The organism is Streptomyces sp. NPDC101166, assembly GCF_044768125.1.
Classification (GTDB): Bacteria; Actinomycetota; Actinomycetes; order Streptomycetales; family Streptomycetaceae; genus Streptomyces.
In genome coordinates this window covers 281313-301342 of record NZ_JBIWPF010000005.1, presented here as the reverse complement: position 1 = coordinate 301342, position 20030 = coordinate 281313, and the positions used below count along the sequence as shown (strand labels likewise).

At 72.4% G+C, this 20030-nt stretch carries 15 protein-coding genes and 1 tRNA gene; 5 read left to right on the top strand and 11 right to left on the bottom strand.

The genetic code is table 11. The features are described 5' to 3' along the window. Window positions 1-4: 4 nt before the first annotated feature. The 3 genes from ACIRS4_RS12290 to pgsA are packed head-to-tail and all read right to left on the bottom strand — an operon-like array spanning window position 5 to window position 2846. The gene (locus ACIRS4_RS12290) at window positions 5-1171 is read right to left on the bottom strand and encodes a glycosyltransferase family 4 protein (protein ID WP_404193759.1); all 1167 of its coding nucleotides are present in this window, start codon (window positions 1169-1171) and stop codon (window positions 5-7) included. Next, window positions 1168-2085, bottom strand: coding sequence for a phosphatidylinositol mannoside acyltransferase (locus ACIRS4_RS12285; RefSeq protein ID WP_404193756.1), 918 nt, complete (start codon window positions 2083-2085; stop codon window positions 1168-1170). Before ACIRS4_RS12285 ends, ACIRS4_RS12290 begins: the two co-directional genes overlap by 4 nt. Further along, the gene (pgsA, locus tag ACIRS4_RS12280; protein WP_404193753.1) at window positions 2082-2846 is read right to left on the bottom strand and encodes a phosphatidylinositol phosphate synthase; all 765 of its coding nucleotides are present in this window, start codon (window positions 2844-2846) and stop codon (window positions 2082-2084) included. The genes ACIRS4_RS12285 and pgsA overlap by 4 nt, the downstream gene beginning before the upstream one ends. 313 nt (window positions 2847-3159) lie before the next feature. Between pgsA and ACIRS4_RS12275 the strand changes: the two genes are divergently transcribed. Beyond that, window positions 3160-5364 (top strand): elongation factor G-like protein EF-G2, encoded by a 2205-nt coding sequence (locus tag ACIRS4_RS12275; RefSeq protein ID WP_404193750.1) that lies wholly within the window; start codon window positions 3160-3162, stop codon window positions 5362-5364. 151 nt (window positions 5365-5515) lie between these two features. After that, window positions 5516-7177: a hypothetical protein gene (locus ACIRS4_RS12270; protein WP_404193748.1), complete on the top strand. Its 1662-nt coding sequence runs from the start codon at window positions 5516-5518 to the stop codon at window positions 7175-7177. A 25-nt stretch (window positions 7178-7202) separates the two neighbouring features. Here the strand turns inward: ACIRS4_RS12270 and ACIRS4_RS12265 are convergent, their stop codons facing one another. Beyond that, window positions 7203-7763: an HIT family protein gene (locus ACIRS4_RS12265; protein WP_404193745.1), complete on the bottom strand. Its 561-nt coding sequence runs from the start codon at window positions 7761-7763 to the stop codon at window positions 7203-7205. Window positions 7764-7830: 67 nt separating this feature from the next. Here ACIRS4_RS12265 and ACIRS4_RS12260 point away from each other — a divergent pair, with 67 nt between their 5' ends. After that, window positions 7831-8487: a potassium channel family protein gene (locus ACIRS4_RS12260; RefSeq protein WP_404193742.1), complete on the top strand. Its 657-nt coding sequence runs from the start codon at window positions 7831-7833 to the stop codon at window positions 8485-8487. Window positions 8488-8520: 33 nt separating this feature from the next. On the opposite strand, the gene thrS is transcribed toward ACIRS4_RS12260, so the two are convergent. The 3 genes from thrS to ACIRS4_RS12245 form a co-directional block, all read right to left on the bottom strand. Then, a complete protein-coding gene (gene thrS, locus ACIRS4_RS12255; RefSeq protein ID WP_404193739.1) occupies window positions 8521-10497 on the bottom strand; it encodes a threonine--tRNA ligase in 1977 nt (658 codons plus the stop codon). A gap of 142 nt (window positions 10498-10639) precedes the next feature. After that, on the bottom strand, window positions 10640-11914 hold the full coding sequence (locus ACIRS4_RS12250) for a hypothetical protein (RefSeq protein WP_404193736.1): 1275 nt from the start codon (window positions 11912-11914) through the stop codon (window positions 10640-10642). Continuing rightward, on the bottom strand, window positions 11911-12477 hold the full coding sequence (locus ACIRS4_RS12245) for a DUF4365 domain-containing protein (protein ID WP_404193733.1): 567 nt from the start codon (window positions 12475-12477) through the stop codon (window positions 11911-11913). Before ACIRS4_RS12245 ends, ACIRS4_RS12250 begins: the two co-directional genes overlap by 4 nt. Window positions 12478-12668: 191 nt before the next feature. Between ACIRS4_RS12245 and ACIRS4_RS12240 the strand changes: the two genes are divergently transcribed. Further along, window positions 12669-13394 (top strand): 3'-5' exonuclease, encoded by a 726-nt coding sequence (locus ACIRS4_RS12240; RefSeq protein ID WP_404193730.1) that lies wholly within the window; start codon window positions 12669-12671, stop codon window positions 13392-13394. Between the two features lie 96 nt (window positions 13395-13490). Here the strand turns inward: ACIRS4_RS12240 and ACIRS4_RS12235 are convergent. Both ACIRS4_RS12235 and ACIRS4_RS12230 read right to left on the bottom strand, forming a co-directional pair. Beyond that, window positions 13491-13562, bottom strand: a tRNA-Val gene (locus ACIRS4_RS12235). A 39-nt stretch (window positions 13563-13601) separates the two neighbouring features. Beyond that, the gene (locus ACIRS4_RS12230) at window positions 13602-14048 is read right to left on the bottom strand and encodes an SRPBCC family protein (RefSeq protein ID WP_404193727.1); all 447 of its coding nucleotides are present in this window, start codon (window positions 14046-14048) and stop codon (window positions 13602-13604) included. Window positions 14049-14158: 110 nt separating this feature from the next. Here ACIRS4_RS12230 and ACIRS4_RS12225 point away from each other — a divergent pair, with 110 nt between their 5' ends. Continuing rightward, on the top strand, window positions 14159-16516 hold the full coding sequence (locus ACIRS4_RS12225; RefSeq protein WP_404193724.1) for an SCO7613 C-terminal domain-containing membrane protein: 2358 nt from the start codon (window positions 14159-14161) through the stop codon (window positions 16514-16516). A gap of 64 nt (window positions 16517-16580) precedes the next feature. Here the strand turns inward: ACIRS4_RS12225 and ACIRS4_RS12220 are convergent, their stop codons facing one another. After that, window positions 16581-19319, bottom strand: a complete 2739-nt coding sequence (locus ACIRS4_RS12220) for a Tat pathway signal sequence domain protein (RefSeq protein WP_404193722.1) — start codon at window positions 19317-19319, stop codon at window positions 16581-16583. A gap of 113 nt (window positions 19320-19432) precedes the next feature. Next, window positions 19433-20023 carry a hypothetical protein gene (locus ACIRS4_RS12215; protein WP_404193719.1) on the bottom strand — a complete coding sequence of 197 codons (591 nt, stop codon included), beginning with the start codon at window positions 20021-20023 and terminating at the stop codon, window positions 19433-19435. Window positions 20024-20030: the final 7 nt, after the last annotated feature.

The window sequence follows — 20030 nt, the reverse complement described above, 5'->3', positions numbered from 1 at the left end:
AGGATCAGTCCCTCGCCAGGCCGAAGCGGGCCATCAGCCCGGGTGAGCCCTTGTCGTCCGTCGCCACCGCCGCCGCTCCCGCCGTCACCGTCTCGTACACCGACAGGATGTCCGCGCCGACGGTCGACCAGTCGAAGCGCCGTACGTGGGCGCTGCCCCGCTCGCGCAGTTCGGCGCGCCGCGCGGGGTCGCCCAGGAGCCGCACCGCGGCGTCGGCCAGCGCGTCGGCGTCCTCGTTGGCGAACAGTTCGCCCGCCGCCCCCTGGTCCAGGACCTGGGCGAAGGCGTCGAGGTCGGAGGCGAGGACCGGGGCCCCGGCCGACATGGCCTCGACCAGGATGATGCCGAAGCTCTCGCCGCCGGTGTTGGGGGCGACGTACAGGTCGACGCTGCGCAGGAAGCGGGCCTTGTCCTCGTCGCTGACCATGCCGAGGAACTCCACACGCGCGCGCAGGTCCTTCGGCAGGCTCTCCACCGCCTCTTTCTCGTCGCCGCGTCCGGCGACCAGGAGCCGGGTGTCCGGCCGCTCGGCGAGGATCTTCGGCAGGGCGCGCATCAGCACCGGCAGGCCCTTGCGGGGTTCGTCGATGCGGCCGACGAAGCCGATGGTGCCGCCCTGCCACTCGGGTCTGGGCTCGGCCTCGGCGAAGAAGTCGACGTCGACGCCGTTGGGGATGACGACCGCGTCCCCGCCGAGGTGTTCGACGAGGGTGCGGCGGGCGTACTCGCTGACCGCGATACGGGCGCTGATCTTCTCCAGGGCGGCCTGGAGGATCGAGTAGGCGGCGATCATCGCTCGGGAGCGCGGGTTGGACGTGTGGAAGGTCGCCACAATGGGTCCCTGCGCCGCCCAGCAGGTGAGCAGGCCCAGTGACGGCGAGGTCGGCTCATGGATGTGGATCACGTCGAAGGCGCCGTCGTGCAGCCATCTGCGGACGCGTGCGGCGCTCAGGAAGCCGAAGTTCAGCCGGGCCACCGAGCCGTTGTACGGCACCGGGACCGCGCGTCCGGCCGAGACGACGTACGGCGGCAGCGGGGTGTCGTCGTCGGCGGGGGCGAGGACGGAGACGTCGTGCCCGAGCCGGATGAAGTACTCGGCGAGATCGCGGACGTGGAACTGGACTCCGCCCGGCACGTCCCAGGAGTACGGGCAGACGATGCCGATCCTCACGGCCGCTCTCCGTCCGACGGACGCGGTTGCAGATCCGCGAGCCAAAGCCGCTGCAGCATGTGCCAGTCCTCCGGGTGGTCGGCGATGCCCGAGGCGAAGGCGTCGGCCAGCGACTGTGTCATGAGGGACGTCCGCTCGGCCCGCGTTCCCGAGCCGGGTACGTCGATCGGGGGATGGACGCGGCCCTTCATGACGGGCGAGTCGTCGTACCAGAGCGTGACGGGGAGCAGGAGCGCGCCGGTCTGCTGGGCGAGCAGCGCGGGTCCCGCGGGCATGCGGGCCGTGTCGCCGAAGAAGTCGACCTCGACGCCGGACGCGGACAGGTCCCGGTCGGCGACCAGGCAGACCAGGCCGCCGTCGCGCAGTCGCCGGGCCAGGGTGCCGAAGGCTGCGCCGCCGCTGTGCGGCAGCACCTCCATGCCGAGGCCCTCGCGATAGGCGACGAAGCGGTCGTAGAGCGTCTCGGGCTTGAGCCGCTCGGCGACGGTGGTGAACGAGATCCGCAGCTTGGTGGTGACCCAGGCGCCGGCCAGGTCCCAGTTGGCCAGGTGCGGCAGGGCGAGGACGACGCCCCGGCCGGTCGCGAGCCCGTCGGTGAGGTGGTGCAGATCCTTGGGCTCGAAGCCGGCCGCTACGCGCTCGGGGCTCCAGGCCGGCAGACGGAAGGACTCCATCCAGTACCGCAGGTAGGAGCGCATGCCGGCACGCGACAGCTCGGTCAGGCGCTCGGGGGTCGCGTCGGGCACCACGCGCGCGTAGTTGCTCTCCAGCCGCCGCACGCCCTTGCCGCGCTGCTTCCAGGTGAGGTCGGCGACGGTGCGGCCGAGGCGCGCCGCGACCGGCTCGGGAAGCTGCTTCACGGTGCTCCAGCCGAGGCCGTACAGCGCGTCGGCGACCTGGTCGCGGGCGTTCACTTGGCCGCCTCGTGCCCCTCGGTCTCCGGCCTGGCCGCCGGTGTCCCGCTCTCCCCGGCTCCCGCCGTCCCGCTCTCCCCGGCCCCCGTCTCCGTTTCCGCGTTCGGGTTCGCCTCCGCGGCCGCAGCCGCGGCCTCCGCCTCCGCCGACTCCCGGCGCACCGTGACCACCCGCTGGATCAGCGTGACCAGGCTGCCGACGGCGACGATCCACAGGGCGACGGGCAGCAGGTACTGGATGCCGGGGACGCCGAACTTGTGCAGGCCGGCGAGACCGGCAGCGACCAGGGAGACGACCAGCCGCTCGGCCCGCTCGACGAGCCCGTTGACGGCCACCGGAAGTCCGATCGACTCGCCGCGCGCCTTGGTGTACGACACCACCTGGCCACTGGCCAGACAGAAGATCGACACCGCGCACAGGGCGTTGTCGTCGCCCAGTCCCGCGTACCAGAGGGCGAAGCCACCGAAGATCGCGCCGTCGGCGACCCGGTCGAGGGTGGAGTCCAGGAAGGCGCCCCAGCGGCTGGAGCGGCCGAGCTGGCGGGCCATGTTGCCGTCGACGAGGTCGGAGAATACGAACAGCGTGATCACGATCGTGCCCCAGAAGAACTCGCCCCGGGGGTAGAAGACCAGCGCGCCCGCGATCACGCCGGCGGTGCCGACCAGCGTCACCGCGTCGGGGCTCACGCCCCGGCGGATGAGAAACGCGGCGAACGGTGTGAGGACACGCGTGAAGAATGCACGCGCGTACTTGTTCAGCATGGCCTTCCCGACGGTCGGTGTGGCCGAGCGGCCCTGATGGCCACCGGCTGGCCCATCGTAGCCACGCACGCGCGTACGCGACCGCCGGGCACCCGCCCCCGTGTCCCGGGCGGCCGCCGCTCCCCGCCGGGCCTCACGACCGTCCGCCGCGCCCCTGCGGAGGGGCCGCACGGCGGAGTCGCGTCGTTCGTATGGACGCGCAGTGACGGGAGTGGAAAGCTCGAAGGACCGCGGGCGTCGCCGGAGCCGCCACCGCGCGCGGAGCCGCCGTGTCCGCGCCCCCGATGACCTCACCGTGCACGGGAGGCAAGAAATGGGCGACAAGGCGAAGGAACACCCCGGAGCCGCCGGCAGGGCTACGGCGGCCGACCATCCCGCGTCCGTACGGAACGTGGTGCTGGTCGGCCCCAGCGGATCCGGCAAGACGACTCTGGTGGAGGCTCTCGCGCTGACGGCGGGAGCAGTGAACCGGGCGGGCCGCGTGGAGGACGGCTGCACCGTCTCCGACTACGACGACATGGAGCACCGCCAGCAACGGTCGGTGCAGCTCTCCCTGGTGCCGGTCGCCTGGGACGGCATCAAGGTCAACATTCTCGACACCCCCGGCTACGCCGACTTCGTCGGGGAGCTCAGGGCCGGTCTGCGGGCAGCGGACGCGGCCCTCTTCGTCGTCTCCGCCTCGGACGGCGTGGACGGCTCGACGCGGATGGTGTGGGAGGAGTGCGCGGCCGTCGGCATGCCCCGCGCGATCGTCGTCACGCACCTGGAGGCGGCCCGCGCCGACTTCGAGGAGATGACGCGGATCTGCGCGGAGACCTTCGGCGGCGACGACCCCGACGCCGTGCTCCCCCTCTACCTGCCGCTGCACGGACCGCAGGCGCCGGACGGGCACGCGCCCGTGACCGGCCTGATCGGGCTGCTGTCGCAGAAGCTGTTCGACTACTCCACCGGGGAGCGCGCGGAGTCCGAGCCCGGCGAGGACCAGCTCCCGCTGATCGAGGAGGCCCGCAACCGGCTGATCGAGGGCATCATCGCCGAGAGCGAGGACGAGACCCTCATGGACCGCTACCTCGGCGGCGAGAAGATCGACGTCAAGACGCTGATCGAGGACCTGGAGCGGGCCGTCGCGCGCGGGGCCTTCTTCCCGGTGCTGGCCGCAGCCCCCGCCGCCGACGGCGCCCGCCAGGGCCTCGGCACGGTCGAACTCCTCGAGCTCGTCACCCGGGGCTTCCCTACGCCCCTGGAGCGCGAGGCGCCCCTCGTCACCACGCGCGGCGGCGAGCGGCGCGCGCTGAACCCGTGCGACCCGGACGGGCCGCTGGTCGCGGAGGTCGTGAAGACCTCCTCCGACCCCTACGTCGGCCGAGTCTCCCTCGTCCGCGTCTTCTCCGGCACCCTGCGCCCCGACGAGACCGTGCACGTCTGCGGGCACGGCCTGTCCGACGACGGCCAGGAGGGCCGCCCCCTGCACGAATCCGACGAACGCGTCGGCGCCCTCTCCGCGCCCTTCGGCAAACAGCAGCGGGCGCTGACCCACTGCATCGCGGGCGACCTCGCGTGCGTGGCGAAGCTGAGCCGCGCGGAGACCGGCGACACGCTCTCGGCCAAGGACGACCCGCTGCTGATGGAGCCCTGGCAGATGCCCGACCCGCTGCTGCCGCTGGCCATCAGGGCGCACAGCAAGGCCGACGAGGACAAGCTCTCCCAGGGCCTGTCCCGGCTGGTGGCCGAGGACCCGACGATGCGGCTCGAACAGAACCAGGACACCCACCAGGTGGTCCTGTGGTGCCTGGGCGAGGCCCATGCCGACGTCGCGCTGGAACGCCTGCGCAGCCGCTACGGCGTGCAGGTCGACGTGGTCCCGCACCAGGTGTCCCTGCGGGAGACGTTCGCCGGCAAGTCCGCCGGGCGCGGCCGGCACGTCAAGCAGTCCGGCGGGCACGGGCAGTACGCCATCTGCGAGATCGAGGTGGAACCGCTGCCGGGCGGCTCGGGCATCGAGTTCGTCGACAAGGTCGTCGGCGGGGCGGTGCCGCGCCAGTTCATCCCGTCCGTGGAGAAGGGCGTACGGGCGCAGGCCGCCAAGGGCGTCGCCGCGGGGCATCCGCTCATCGACGTCCGGGTGACCCTCCTCGACGGCAAGGCGCACTCGGTGGACTCCTCCGACGCCGCGTTCCAGACGGCCGGCGCGCTCGCGCTGCGGGAGGCCGCGGCCGACGCGAAGATCCATCTGCTGGAGCCGGTGGCCGAGGTGAGCGTGCTGGTCGGCGACGAGTACGTGGGCCCGGTGATGAGCGATCTGTCCGGCCGGCGGGGCCGGGTGCTCGGCACCGAACAGACGAGCGGCGGCCGCACCCTGGTCCGGGCCGAGGTGCCCGAGATCGAGATCGGCCGGTACGCGGTCGACCTGCGCTCCCTGTCGCACGGCACGGCCCGCTTCCGCCGCTCCTACGCCCGGCACGAGCCGATGCCGGCCCAGGTCGCCGAGCGGGTGAGGCAGCAGACGCAGGACGCATAGGGAACTTCCCCCTCCGCTTCGGCGGGCGGCTTCGGCCGTCCGCCGACGGCCGCCGACACCGGCGGATACGCTGATGACCTGATCAACAGGTGTGCGGAGCACGGAAGTCGGGAAGGCCGCAGAAGCGGGAACAGCGGCGATGGGGGCGGGAATGACCGTTGACAGCAGCTACGCGGACATCTTCGGACCACAGGTGCCGCAGACGGGCGACGGAGGGCAGACGCCGACCTTCGCCCTGGCCTCGGCGGCCTACCGGGACGACCCCGTGGCGGCCATCAAGAACGCCGACAACGAATGGCACCAGTCGAAGGTCAACCCCGGCCGCAGCTGGGCCCGCATCTTCCGGCCCAACCTCGGCGAGGCCTTCTCCCAGGCGGTGATCGACCGCATGCTCGGGGTCGGCCGCGCACCGCTCATCCAGTCCTTCGGCGCCGAACCGCAGGTCGTCGTCGAGCACTGCCTCGCCGCCAACGGCATCCGCCGCCGCCGAGACCAGCAACTCACCGGCATCATGGCCGTGTTCGGCCTGCTCTTCCTGCCCGGCCTGCTCGTCTGGCTGCTGGTCTTCCAACTGCGCACCACCATGGAGAAGGCCGGCGGCCGACGCGTCTCCGGCCTCGCCACCGGCCTGCTCGTCGCCGTCGGCGCACTCGCCGTGATCTTCCTGCTCCGGATGCCGTTCACCGGCTTCTGGGGCTGGTACGCGCGCGGGGCCGTCGTCGCACCCGTCGTCGGCTGGTTCCTGGCCAAGCGCATCTGCGAACGCACCGCCGTGGACCTGCGCGACCGCTGGGCCGGCCTCCTCGCCGGCAGCAGCATCGGCGCCAAGGTCCCCGAAGCCGTGCCCACCAGCCCCAACCACACCGCCGCCGAACAATTGCGCCAGTCCCTGGCCCGGCTCAGCGCCGAACAGCAGTCCAACTCCGTCTTCTACGCGGGCCCCAAGGGCATACTCGGCATGGGAACCCGCTGGGGCGCCTGGCACCTCGCGGAGGAACTCGTCCCCACCGACCCCAACAAGGGCATCCACGAGTTCCGCAGCTGGACCGTCATCAGGGCCATCCACGACCAACTCACCGTGCTCAACCGGCAGAGCCTGAAGACCGGCGGCTTCCCCCCGCCCTCGGTCCGGCACTGGATCGTCACCCCCGTCGGCGAGAAGGCCACCGCGGTGGCCCGGCCCGACGGCACGGACGTCGAGGCCTACCAGGTCAAGCCCAAAGCCATCGAGAAGATCTGCGACCAGCAGCAGTTCGGCGGCGGCGACCGCCACTACCTCGGCGTCCAATGGCCCCTGTGGGACGGCCAGTTGATCATCACCATGCTGATCACCGTGACCGTGCTCCACGAGACGCTGCGCATCGAGGTCACCGGCCACGCCCTCGGCCCCGTCAACGGCCTGTTCACCACCAAGCCCGAGGCCCCCAGCAAGGAAGTCGCCAAGACCGTCCGCTTCTGGGAGACCCGCACGGTCACCCTGCCGCTCGTCACCCCCGACGAAGTCGTACGCCTCGCCGCGCGCGCCACCATCAGCTGGTACCCGCCGCTGCTCAAGTGGCTCGGCGGCTCCATCGGCCTGCCCGAACCCTTCGGCCTGCGGCACGCCTGGGCCGACCAGCCCTGGCGGCACCGCTTCATGGCCGACGACGCCCTGCGCGCCGCCGCCCCGGTGCTGCGGGTGGTGCACACGGCAGCGCTCAAGGTCCTCAAGGAACACGACGTCGACATCGAGAAGTTCAGCTCCCGCTCCTCGGTGCTGAGCGGCGCCGTCCAGGACGTCTCCCCCCGGAAGGCCGACACCTACGACGCGTGAACCCGCGACGGCGCGGCGCGGAGCGTCACGCCGTCGGCCACGCCTCCGCGAGCATCTTGCGGGTGTCCGCCAGCAACTGCGGCAGCACACGCGTGTGCCCGACCACCGGCATGAAGTTCGTGTCCCCGCCCCACCTCGGCACGATGTGCTGGTGCAGATGGGCCGCGATGCCCGCGCCCGCCACCGCGCCCTGGTTCATGCCGATGTTGAAGCCCTGCGCACCCGACGCGGTGCGCAGCGCCGTCATCGCCTGCTTCGTCAGCTCGCCCAGCTCCGCCGTCTCCAAAGCGGTCAGATCGGTGTAGTCGGCGACATGGCGATAGGGCACCGTCATCAGGTGACCGCCGTTGTACGGGTACAGGTTCAGCACCGCGTACACATGCTCGCCGCGCCGCACGACCAGCCCGTCCTCGTCGGACTTCGCCGGAATCGAGCAGAAGGGACAGCCGTCGTCCGCCCCCGGACCGCTCGGCTTGTTCTCACCCTGGATGTACGCCATCCGGTGGGGCGTCCACAGGCGCTGGAACGCGTCCCGCGTCCCCACTCCGATCTGCTGCTCCGGCTCACTCGTCATGCAAGGCAGCATATGGCTTCGCCCGATCGCGGCGTGTCGCCGGGGCGGCGGGAGCCCGGTCACCGGCCAAGCTGACCCGGTGGACGACGACAACCGCGCGGCCCGCTGGGAGCAGCGCACCGAGATCCCCCTCTTCCTGGCCTCGCTGCTCTTCCTCGCGGCCTACGCCACCCGCGTCCTCGCCGTGGGCCTCCCTGGGTGGCGGGACCTGTGCGGCTTCACCCTCATCGCGCTGTACGTCGTGTTCGCTGCGGACTACGCCGTGCGCTGGCGGCTCAGCGGGCAGGGTCCGCGCTTCGTCACCACGCATCTGCTGCACACGGTCGTGGTCATCCTGCCGCTGCTGCGCCCGGTGCGGATCGTCCCGCTGTACGACGTGATCCAGCGCCGGCGCGGACAGCCCCGGCTGTCGCTGTACGCGCGTGTGATCTCCTACGCCGGCCTGTCCACCGTGCTGCTCGGCTTCGCCGGGGCGCTGGCGGTCTACCAGCAGGAACGCGGGGCGCCCGGGGCGACCATGCGGACCTTCGGGGACGCCGTGTGGTGGGCCGCGGCGACTCTGAGCACGGTCGGCTACGGCGACATCACCCCGGTGACCACGCTCGGGCGGACCATCGCGACGGGGATGATGGCCGGCGGACTGGCTCTCCTGGGCGCGGTCACAGGGTCGTTCTCGTCCTGGGTGATGCAGACCTTCACACGCGAGAGCGACGCGCAAAAGCCCCCGGGGGGCTGAGCTCCCGGGGGCCTTCGCCGACGTGGGGCGGGATCAGACCTGCGTCCGCTCCTCGACGACCTTCGCGATCTTGGCGATGGCCTCGTCGAACGCGATGCCGTTCTCCTGCGAGCCGTCACGGTAGCGGAAGGACACCGTGCCCGCGTTCATGTCGTCGTCGCCGACGATCACCATGAACGGCACCTTCTGCTTCTGCGCGGTGCGGATCTTCTTCTGCATCCGGTCCGAGGAGGAGTCGACGTCGACCCGCAGCCCCTTCTTCTTCGCCGCGGCGGCGAACTTCTCCAGGTACTCCACGTGCGCGTCGCCGACCGGGATGCCGATCGCCTGCACCGGCGCCAGCCAGGCCGGGAACGCGCCCGCGTAGTGCTCCAGGAGCACCGCGAAGAACCGCTCGATGGAGCCGAACAGCGCGCGGTGGATCATGACCGGCTGCTGCTTGGCGCCGTCCGCGCCGGTGTACTCCAGGTTGAAGCGCTCCGGCAGGTTGAAGTCGAGCTGGATGGTCGACATCTGCCAGGTCCGGCCGATGGCGTCGCGCGCCTGGACGGAGATCTTCGGGCCGTAGAACGCGGCGCCGCCCGGGTCCGGGACCAGCGGCAGCCCCTGCTTCTCGGCGACCTGACGCAGCGTCTCGGTCGCCTCCTCCCAGGCCTCGTCGGAGCCGACGAACTTCTCCGGGTCCTTGGTGGACAGCTCCAGGTAGAAGTCCTCCAGGCCGTAGTCGCGCAGCAGCCCGAGGACGAAGGTGAGCGTCTTGTCGAGCTCGGCCGACATCTGCTCACGGGTGCAGTAGATGTGCGCGTCGTCCTGGGTGAAGCCACGCGCACGCGTGAGGCCGTGCACGACGCCGGACTTCTCGTACCGGTACACGGTCCCGAACTCGAACAGGCGCAGCGGCAGTTCACGGTACGAACGCCCGCGCGCGTCGAAGATCAGGTTGTGCATCGGGCAGTTCATGGGCTTGAGGTAGTAGTCCACGCCCTCGTCGAGCTGCATGGGCGGGTACATGCCGTCGGCGTACCAGTCCAGGTGGCCCGAGGTCTCGAAGAGCTTCCCCTTCGTCGCGTGCGGGGTGTAGACGAACTCGTAGCCCTCCTCCTCGTGCCGGCGGCGCGAGTAGTCCTCCATCACACGGCGGACGATGCCGCCCTTGGGGTGGAAGACCGCGAGGCCGGAGCCGATCTGCTCCGGGACGGAGAACAGGTCGAGTTCGCTGCCCAGCTTGCGGTGGTCGCGCTTCTCGGCCTCGGCGAGGAAGTCCAGGTACGCCTTCAGCTCGTCCTTGGAGGGCCAGGCGGTGCCGTAGATGCGCTGGAGCATCGGGTTCTTCTCGCTGCCGCGCCAGTAGGCGGCCGCGTTGCGCATCAGCTTGAACGCCGGGATCAGCCGGGTCGAGGGCAGGTGGGGACCGCGGCACAGGTCCTTCCAGCACAGCTCGCCGGTCTTGGCGTCGAGGTTGTCGTAGATCGTGAGCTCGCCGCCGCCGACCTCGACGTCCGCGCCGTCGTCGCTCGAAGCGGACCCCTTGAGGCCGATCAGCTCCAGTTTGTACGGCTCGTTCGCGAGTTCCTCACGGGCGGCCTCGTCGGTGACCACGCGGCGGGCGAACTTCTGGCCCCGCTTCTGGATCTCCTGCATCTTCTTCTCGACGGCCTTGAGGTCCTCGGGCGTGAACGGCTTCTCGACGTCGAAGTCGTAGTAGAAGCCGTCCTTGACCGGCGGGCCGATGCCCAGCTTGGCCTCGGGGAAGAGCTCCTGCACGGCCTGCGCCATGACGTGCGCGGTGGAGTGGCGCAGGATGTTCAGGCCGTCCTCGGAGGTGATCTCGACGCCCTCGACGGTCTCGCCGTCCCGCAGCTCGTAGGTGAGGTCCCTGAGCTCGCCGGCCACCCGCGCGGCGACGACCGAGCGCTCGCCGGCGAAGAGGTCGGCGGCCGTGGTGCCCGTCGTCACCGTGCGCTCTTCCCGCTCGGAATCGCGTTGGATGATCACACGGACGTCTGACACCGGTCTCTCCTGACTGAAGATGGACTGCGACGCCATACCGGGAGCGCGCGCATGACCGGATCGTACCGAGCCGGGCCGCCCGATCGCGAAACGGATATCTCCACGACCCCGCACGAGGGACGGAACACCCCCCGCGGCCCCCTCAGTCCCCGCCGCACGCCTCCTCGAAGAACGCGGTGATCTCGGCCGTCTCCTGCAGGGACTTCATCAGGCGGTCCCGCTCCGCCTCGTCCACCTGGACGGGGACGACGTCCTGGGCGCCGGTGATCCTGCGGAAGCCGCCCCGGCTCTCCAGCCGCCCCTGCACCCGCACGGGCAGCCCGACGAGATGGGCCTGCCCGGCGATGCGGTAGTCCTCCTCGTCGAGGCTGAGACGGACGTGCGGGATCTCCGCGCCGGCGAGGACCCGCAGCCGTACGCTGCCCTCGCCGCGCGGTCCGGCTCTGCGCATCCGCACCACGGTGCCGGTGATCCGCACGGGCACGGAGGGTTCCTCGCGCAGGTAGCGGGCGCCGGCCTCGCGCAGGACGGGCAGATCGCCGGGCGAGAACTCGATCGGCTCGGCGTCCGCCGCGCAGCCCTCGGGGACGCCCGCCGCCGGCGCCCAGGCGACGGCGACGCGGGCTCCCTCGGTGCCGTGGACGAGGGCGATCAGCGCCTCGGTCAGCTCCCGGCTGGCGCCGGCCTCCACCGCGCCGTCGAAGGCGTCCATGCCGCCGGCGGCGCGCTGGTAGTCGATGGCCTCGCGGACGGCGTACAGGGCCTGGTGGAGGCGGACGGCGAGAGGGCGCCCGGTGGCCACCGGCACGAAGGCGGTCAGCCGGCGCCCCTCGGCGGCGGCGCCGACGAGAACGCTGTCCAGCGTGGCGGCGGCGGTGCGCCGGTGCCGCGCGCCGTAGTAGCCGGCACGCGCGTGCGTGGCGAGCGCGCCGGCGAGGAGGATCTGCCGGGCGGCGCCGCGCAGTTGCTCGTCGGCGGCCCAGGAGGCGGCCCCGGCGGCGCCGGCCGCGCCGGCGGTCCCGGCGGGTCCGGCCGGGGCGTCGCGCCACCAGCGGATCTCGTCACTGGGGACGGCCAGGGCGACGAGGACCTCGCGGGCGGCGGGCGTCTGGCTGCGGGCCAGCGCCTGGAGGGCCTCGCCGAGCAGGTCGTCGCTGTCGGGGAAGGCACGGCTCTCGGGCACGAGCAGGCTGGTGGCGGCGCCGCCCGGGCCGGGCGGGGTCCAGCGGCCGTAGTGCCCGGCGGCGCCGCCGCGCCGCTGCCAGCCGTGCCGGCGCAGCAGTGCGCCGAGGACGGCGGGGTCGACGTCGGCGGGCTCGGGCGGGCGGCTCCAGCCGGGCTCCGGGCGGGCGCGGCCGGGATCGGCGGGGTGCGGTCGTGCCGGCCGCGGGGGCTCTTCGATCGGACGGTGGGTCATGGTCTGCCTCCCGTCCCGACCCTGGTCATGATCTCGCACAGGGCCCGGTCGTCGAAGACGCGGGCGGTCGGTATCCGCACGGTGGTCCGGGTGCGGCCGGTGACCGGGTGCCCGGCCAGGTTGACCCAGTAGCAGCAGTGCCTGAGGTCGAGACGGTCGTGGCCCGCCCGCAGCCACTGGTCCTGGAGCCGCGGCACGAGCATCACCACGAGGATCTTGTGCACGGACACCGGGGTCCGGGCGAGCTTCCTGAGGTGGTCGTTGTCGAGCGTGAAGGAGAAGGTCCGGCCGGGCGGGTTCGGCGGGACCTGGTAGGTGGCTTTCAGCTGCACCTTGATGGTCACCTCGTCGTCGACGGTGTGTCCGGGGGCGCTGTGGCTGACGTGCCAGTCGATGCCGTTGTCGGGAAAGGGCTGGGAGAGCGAGCAGCCCGCGGCCGCGGCGACCGCGTGCAGATAGGCCACCTGCAGTGTCTCCATGCAGGCGGTGGTGGCGAGTGTGCCGCGCTGGGGGCCCGTGAGTTCGGGCAGCAGCCCGCCCCGTTCGGGCTGCGCTATCGCCATGGACAACAGCCTCTCGTGCACAGCGGATCCCGCTCGGGAATCCGGGTGAAAGTCCTTGCCGAGCCTCTGAACTGCAAAGACCCGTACCTCTGTTGTGTCCTACCGGCGTACGGCGCAAACAGCACGGGTATCACCCAAGCGGTAGAAGACGGGCTGTCAGCTGCCGTTGGTGAACGAGGGGTTGAGTTGGTATGACGTGCTGGTACGAGGGCCCTCTGGCCGCCTTCGACACGGAGACGACGGGCGTTGACGTGGAGTCCGACCGGATCGTGTCGGCCGCGCTCGTCGTGCAGGACGCGCCCGGCGTCCGGCCGCGGGTGAGCCGCTGGCTGGTGAATCCGGGTGTGCCGGTGCCCGCCGAGGCGACGGCGGTGCACGGGCTGACGGAGGACCATCTGCACCGCAACGGCCGCTGGCCGGCGCCGGTGATGTTCGAGATAGCCGAGCTGCTCGCGGAACAGGCGTCGGCGGGGCGGCCGTTGGTGGTGATGAACGCGCCGTTCGACCTGACGCTGCTCGACCGTGAGCTGCGCCGGCACCGGGCTTCGTCGCTGGGGCACTGGCTGGAGCCGGCGCCGCTCAGGGTGCTGGACCCGCGGGTCCTGGACAAGCATCTGGACCGCTACCGCAAGGGGCGTCGCACGCTGACCGACCTGTGCGCGCACTACGAGGTGGCGTTGGCCGACGCGCATGACGCGGCGGCGGACGCGACGGCCGCGCTGGAGGTCGTGCGGGCGCTGGGCCGGCGGTTCGCGGCGCGGCTGGAGCGGCTGTCCCCGGCCGAGTTGCACGCGTTGCAGACGGCGTGGCACGCGGCGCAGGCGCGGGGGCTCCAGGCGTGGTTCGCGCGCAGCGGCTCCCCGGAGACGGTGGACACGTCGTGGCCGCTGCGCCCGGTGCTGCCGGCGGCCGCATGAGCGTGAGAGGGGCACGCGTCGGGCTGGAAGGGCGGCATCGGAGAGCGGGGCGGCATGAAGAAGGCCGGCCCGCGTGTGCGGACCGGCCTTTCCCGGTGGGCGATACTGGGTTCGAACCAGTGACCTCTTCGGTGTGAACGAAGCGCTCTCCCACTGAGCTAATCGCCCGGGAACGCACTGAACAATACAGGTCCCCCGGGGTGTCCTTCAAACCGCTCGCAGGTACGCGTCGAGCCCGCGCCGTCCGGCGCGCATCATCAGCCGGTGGTTGGCGCGGAAGAGGGGCCGCCCGGGTACGGCGAGCCTCCTGAGCATCGGCTTCGCCACGTCGACGACCTGGTCGTAGCGGGCGAGGGCGCCCGTGCCGCGCGGGGTGACCGTCCAGCGGGCCCAGCCGTCGATGTCGCCGGTCATCGCGATCTCGAGCACTCCGGCCGCCGGATCGCGACGCGCCTCGCGCGCGGTGAAGGTGATGTCGTACGGCAGGAGGGAGCGGATGCGGATGACTCCCGTGGTGTCGTCGATCCGGGTGACCTCGCGGACCTGGGGCCACCAGCGCGGGTAGTCCTCGGGGCGTTCCAGGGCGCCGTACACCGCTTCGGGGGGTGCGGGCAGGAACCAGAGGCTGCGGAAGCGGTAGTGGGTCCAGTCCATGGGGCGAGTGTGCCGTGCGCGGCAGCCGGCGGCTCGGCGCGGGGGCTCTGAGTACGTTCTGAGTAGCCGTGCTCATGCCGTGCGGCGTGACGGCGGCCACACTCCGAAGCATGACGCACATACCGCCTCCGGCCGAGGAGCTGCGACTCCTCGACACCGAGCTGTGGCAACTGGACGCCCGCCGGACGCAGTTGCTGGCGCGCCGCGCCTGGCTGCTGGCCGCGTTGCAGGCACAGCCGCCCGTGGCTGCCGCGGCCCGTACGACGGTGGCTCCCCCAGCGGGTCCGGCCCGTACGACGGTGGCTGCCGAAACGACCGCTCCGCGGGTGCAGAACGTCCTGCTGATGCTCGGCGGTGTCCTGCTCACGATCGCCGCGGTGGCGTTCACCCTGGTCAGCTGGGGCCATTTGGGGATCGCCGGGCGGGCCGCGGTGCTGGGCTCGGTCACGGTGGCCGTGCTGGCCGCGCCGCTGCCGCTGCTGAAGCGCGGCCTGCGCTCGACGGCGGAGTCGGTGGCCGGTCTGGGGCTGGCGCTGACGGTGCTGGACGCCTACGCGTTGTACGAGGCGGCCCTGGGCGGCGTCGACGCGACGGCCTACACGGCCGGTGCGTCGGCTGTGCTGGCGGGATCGTGGGCGGCGTACGGCCGGGGTCTCGGCGCGCTGCGCCTGCCGGTTCCTGCGGCGCTGGCCGTGGCTCAACTGCCCTTGCCGCTGTGGGCGGTGGCGTCGGGCGCAAATCCGTACGCGGTCGCGGCGGCGCTGTTGGCGACGTCCGCCGCGGACGCGGCGGTGGCGCCGCGTGCGGTCGTCCGCGCGGTCCGCGTCACCGCAGTCGCCGGTGCGCTCGCCCTGGGCGGCGGGGGCGTTGTGACGGCCGGTTCGCTGGCGTGGACGGCTGCCGGTCCGGGCGCCGCCGCCCGTGCGGCGGCGCTCCTCGTCTTCGCGGCGGCTGTCGCGCTGGTCGTGGCGCGGTCGCTGCCGAAGCCCGGGGCGGCGCGGGGGCTCGCGCTGGCCGGGGGTCTGCTGCTGGTGACGGCGGCAGGCGCTCCGCTGCGGGTGTCGCTGCCCGCCGGTTGGGCGGTTCCGGCTCATCTGGCCTGCGCCGTCGCGCTGGTGGCGGCGGTCCGGGGCCGGTTCGCGGAGCCGGTGCGGGAGGGGCTGGTGCGGGCGGGCGCCGTGGTGCACGCGTTGGCGCTGCTGTGGGCGGCGCCGCTGGTCGTGGTCACGCTGCTGGGTCCGCTGGGCTGGGTGGAGCGGCCGTGGTCGGGTGTGCCGTCCGACGCGCGCGCCGCGGTGACCGGCGACCTGCCGTGGCCGGCGTACCCGGTCCAGGCGGTCGTCGTGCTGGCGGTCGTCACCGCCGTCCTGGTGGTGGCCGCACGGCAGGAGGCCTGGGGCGCGTGGGCGCGGACCGGTGCGCTGGGGCTGGCCTGGACGGTGGGGATGGTGCTGCCGGCGACGCTTCGACTGCCGTACGCGGTGGGCCTTGTGATGGTGGGCGGTGTGGCGGTGGCGGCGGCTTTCCTGTCCGTGCCGTGGTTCGCTCTGGCCGCCTCCGTCCCTCTCGCCTTCCTGTCGCTGGCGACACAGTCGGCGACGCTGGCGGTGCTGTCGGCGCTGACCGTGCTGTGCGCCGTGGCCTCGCGCCGGCCGGGCTTCGCGCCGGTCATGTTGCCGGCGGCGCTCGGGTACGCGGCCGCGCTGGCGGGTGCGGGGGGCACGGCAGCGCACTGGCAGCCCGCGCACACCGCCGTGCTGGTCCTCGTGGTGCCCGTGGCCGCGGCCGTGCTCGCCGCACGGCTGGGCGGGCGCCCGGCGGGGGTGCCGGTCGAGGTGACGGGCGCCGCCGTCGCGCTGCTCGCCGTGGGGCTCGCCGTGACCGATCCGCCGATGGTGGCGCTGGTGCTAGGGCTGTGCTCGGTGATCGCCGCGGGCACGGCGGTCCGCGCCGACCGCCGCGCCGTGGGGTACGCGGCGGCCGTCCTGGCCGTGGCGGCCGCCTGGGTCAGGTTCGCCGCCTGGGACGTCACCACCCCGGAGGCGTACACCCTGCCGGTGACCGTCCCGGCGCTGCTGGTCGGCGCCTGGCGCCGCCGTCGCGATCCGGAGACGTCGTCATGGACGGCGTACGGTCCCGGGCTGGCCGCCACGCTGGCGCCGAGTTCGGCGGCGGTGTGGGGGGACACGCACTGGGCGCGTCCGCTGCTGCTGGGCGCGGCGGCCCTGCTGGTGACGCTGCTGGGCGCCCGGCACCGCCTCCAGGCGCCGCTGGTCCTCGGCGGTTCGGTGCTGGTCCTGGACGCCCTGCACGAACTGGCACCTTTCCTCGTGCAGGTGGCCGACGCGCTCCCCCGCTGGGCGCCTCCCGCACTCGCCGGACTGCTGCTGCTCGCGGTCGGCGCGACCTACGAGCGGCGGCTCCGGGACGTCCGGCGGGTGCGGGAGGTCCTGGGGAGGATGGGTTAGGGCCTGACAGTCCGCGCGTGCCTGACAGTTCTCGCGGCCCTGACGGCCCTGACGGCCGTGGCGGTCATGACGGCATCCGGTCGCCGAGGAGGGCGAGGTTCTCGATGGCGGCGAGGCCGTAGAGCGCGGTGTCGTTGGTGGACACCCAGGCGGCCTCGCTGCCCGGCACCAGGGCGGCGGGGCCGTTGAGCGGCTCCGTGCGCCAGGGCGCGGACTCCTTGTAGCCGTCTGAGTTGTAGAACTTGTCCCACGCGCGTGCGGCGAGTTTCTTGTCGCCGGTCTGGACGGCGGCATAGGCGTCGAGGCGCGAGTGGCCCTGGAAGAGCAGCAGACTGCCGAAGTCGGAACCGTAGCGTGCCTTCTGCTCGGCCTTGGTGGCGTTGAAGTAACGGCAGTAGTCGAAGTAGGCCTCGTCGAACTTCGGCATGTCCACGAGGTGGATCAGTTCGGCGCACAGTTCGTTGAGGCCGAATACGGCGGAGAGGTGCGAGACGCTGACGACCGGCTTGTCGGCGGTGGCGAACCGGCCCGTGTCGAGGTCGTACAGGCCGTTGCCCTGCACGAAGCCGTTCGGCTGGGCGGCGATGGTCTCCATGGTCGACAGGACGCGCGCCTTGGCCTTCTCCCACTTGGGGCCCTTTCGTTCCCACTCGGTGAGCCAGGCCGAGACCAGGCCGCTCCAGTCGGTGCCGAAGCCGATCGACAGGGCATGCCGGTCGGGTGTGTAGGGCTCGGTGCGGATCTTGCGGATGGGGTCCAGGACGAGGAAGGTCTCGTCGGAGTCGACGTTGGCGTGCATGAGGTCGCCGACGCGTTCGTCGGCGGTGAGGAAGTAGTAGTAGCGGCGGTAGGTGGTGTTGGCGATGCGCTGCTGCTTGGCGCTGTCGGCGTAGTGCTGGACGCCGTGCCGGGTGCCCAGGCCCGCCCACTTCCCGAGGTGGTAGACGTCGACCTCGCCGGTGTGCCGGGTCATCGCCTCGGCGAAGCGGAAGATGTCGGCGCGGCCGCTGCGCAGGTACGCGTACCAGAGCCACAGGTCGGGCGAGAGCTCGGAGTTGTCCCAGGCGTAGCCGCCGATGTCGTACCGCCACTGGTGCCTGACGGTGTCGTAGGTGTGCATGATGTCGCCGTGGTCCCAGTAGCCGTACCAGCGGCGCTGCTCCACCTGGTCCTTGTAGTAGGTGAAGAGGAAGTCGAGGTGGTCCTCGATCTTCGCCTTGGCCGGGGTGGAGCGGTCCGGTTCCGAGTAGAGGCCGGGGCCGAAGACCTTGGCCTTGATGAGCTGCTTGGGCGGGGCGGCGAGCTGCGGCGGCACGCGGACCGACTCGACCTGGGCGGCGAGCGTCTCGGGGGCGGGGGTGGACTCGTTGGCCCAGAAGAGCAGTTCGGAGGTACGGGCGATCCCGTAGGGGGTGCCGAAGCCGGGCTCGTAGTCCTCATAGGTGATGTTGAGGCCTTCGAGCTGTTCGGGGAAGGTGTCCTGGCCCATGCCGTCGTGGTAGAAGCGCAGGTCCATGGGCTGGGCCTCGGGTGACCAGAGCCAGAGGGTGACCTCGGCCTCGTCGGTGTGGGCGTCACGGATGTCGAGCTGGGAGGGGTGGCTCTCCCAGAAGTCCCTGAGGCCGAACGAGAGGCCGCCGCTGACTCCGCCGACGTACCCGAAGCCGGAGGCGCGTCTGCCGCCGCCGGCGGCGATCCAGCCGTGCCCCTTCTTGGTGCGCTTGCGCAGGGTGAAGCCGTCGGCGGAGAGCTGGGAGAGGGTGTAGTCGCCCCATTCGGGGATGTACTGCAGCCGGGTGGTGACGCGTTGGTCCCAGGTGGCGGGGTCGGGGAGCTTCTGGCCGGCGTACTGGGCGGCCTGGACCGCCGCACCGGGGTCGCGGCGCAGGCCGGTGACGCCCTTGACGGCTTCGCGCAGCAGACCGGTTCCCTCGCCGCCGATGCGGATGTGGCGGTCGTAGGACTGGTCGCGCATCGGGACGGTGAAGCGGACGCCGAGGCCGCGGATGAAGTCGCCCTCGGCCTTGCCGGGTTCCTGCTTCCCGTCGAAGGTGACGGTGTGCACCATGCGGAAGGAGTCGGCGCCGGCGTAGAAGTAGAGGCGGATGGAGAACGGCAGCCAGCTTCGGCTGCCCCTGCGGTGCTTGCCGTCGACCCGGACGACCGCGCGGACCGGGCCGTCCTGTTCCACGGTGACCTCGTCGATCGCGCCCTCGAACTGCTCGGTCCTGACCTTGCCCTGTTCGTCGTCCTCGATCTCGGGTTGCCGGATCATGACCAGCCGGCCGTTCCTGGCGATCTCGGTGGAGCCGCGGGTGACGGACTTGACCAGCGTGGGGCCGGACTTGCCGATCTTCGCGGTGATGACACCGGTGGAGACGGTGACGAGACCGGTGTTCGTGGTGACCGTGACCTTCTTCGCGGGGGCGGCGGGCGCGCCGGCGGTGAGCGTGAGCTTGCCGGAGCCCGAACTGACCGCGTGGGCGGTCCACTTGAGGGAGCCGTCGGGCCAGTAGGCGATCGGCCAGGACTGGACGGGGACGGTCTTGCCGCCGGCGTCGGTCAGGGCGAAGGTCTGGTCCTCCTGGTACGCGCCCATCGGCCAGGGCACACCGAGGGTGGAGCCGGGGGAGGCGCCGAGGCCGCCGTCCTCCAGCCAGTCCAGGGTGACCGGGTCGGTGTCCGCGTCCGCCGCTCGCGGAGCGGCCTGCGCGGTCCTGGCCCCTGGCGCCCAGCTGAGCTGGGCGGCGACGCCGGCGACGGCGGCCGCCTTGAACAGGGACCTGCGGGGGATGGGAGACATGGGATGCGGCCTTTCCTTCTGCGTGCGGGGAACACGTCCGCGCAATTGGTCAGGGGCATGACAGAGAGAGGCGCGGCGCGCGTGCGCCGGCCTTGCTTCGAGGGCGCCGCCCGTCAGCGACGCCGGTACCGCTCCTCCACGGCGAGGGCGGCGGCCGCCACGGCCCCCAGGACGGGGACCGCGAGCGGTGCGACGAACCAGGCGGACAGTCCCACCACGGCCAGCCCGGCGATGATCAGGAAGGACCCGGCGGGGTCGAGGACGGTCCGGCGGCCGGCCCGCGCCAGCAGAGTCCGCCATCCGGCCCCCGGCGTCCACACCGCCGCGGCGCGCAGCACGGCCACCACGAACCCGATCAGCGCGAGCACCCCGGCGGCCCCGACGAGCGGACCGCCCGGAAGCCCCGCGCGCACGGCCTGGACGTCCACCCGGACCGCGACCGCCGCCGCCCATCCCGCGAGCCCGACGAGCCATCCGCCGCGCAGCGCGCCGCGGAAGTCGGCGGCGAACTCCCGCCAGCCGCCCCCCTCGTGCGCGGTGCGGCGGCGCAGGTGCCGCGCCCCGGCCGCGAACGCGGCCGGGAAGGTGACCACGCCCAGTGAGGCCACCGCGATCCACACCCCGGTGAGCAGGCACTCGGCGAACACGGCGAACCGTTCGGCGAGGACCGGCTCCTTGCGCGCCTTCACGGGTGCCTCGGCCATCGTGATC

Coding starts and splice junctions, on each gene's coding strand:
- pgsA (WP_404193753.1), bottom strand. CDS start 2,846: ATGCTGAACAAGTACGCGCGTGCATTCTTCACGCGTGTCCTCACACCG.
- ACIRS4_RS12275 (WP_404193750.1), top strand. CDS start 3,160: ATGGGCGACAAGGCGAAGGAACACCCCGGAGCCGCCGGCAGGGCTACG.
- ACIRS4_RS12270 (WP_404193748.1), top strand. CDS start 5,516: ATGACCGTTGACAGCAGCTACGCGGACATCTTCGGACCACAGGTGCCG.
- ACIRS4_RS12265 (WP_404193745.1), bottom strand. CDS start 7,763: ATGCTGCCTTGCATGACGAGTGAGCCGGAGCAGCAGATCGGAGTGGGG.
- ACIRS4_RS12250 (WP_404193736.1), bottom strand. CDS start 11,914: ATGACCCACCGTCCGATCGAAGAGCCCCCGCGGCCGGCACGACCGCAC.
- ACIRS4_RS12245 (WP_404193733.1), bottom strand. CDS start 12,477: ATGGCGATAGCGCAGCCCGAACGGGGCGGGCTGCTGCCCGAACTCACG.
- ACIRS4_RS12240 (WP_404193730.1), top strand. CDS start 12,669: ATGACGTGCTGGTACGAGGGCCCTCTGGCCGCCTTCGACACGGAGACG.
- ACIRS4_RS12230 (WP_404193727.1), bottom strand. CDS start 14,048: ATGGACTGGACCCACTACCGCTTCCGCAGCCTCTGGTTCCTGCCCGCA.
- ACIRS4_RS12225 (WP_404193724.1), top strand. CDS start 14,159: ATGACGCACATACCGCCTCCGGCCGAGGAGCTGCGACTCCTCGACACC.
- ACIRS4_RS12220 (WP_404193722.1), bottom strand. CDS start 19,319: ATGTCTCCCATCCCCCGCAGGTCCCTGTTCAAGGCGGCCGCCGTCGCC.
- ACIRS4_RS12215 (WP_404193719.1), bottom strand. CDS start 20,023: ATGGCCGAGGCACCCGTGAAGGCGCGCAAGGAGCCGGTCCTCGCCGAA.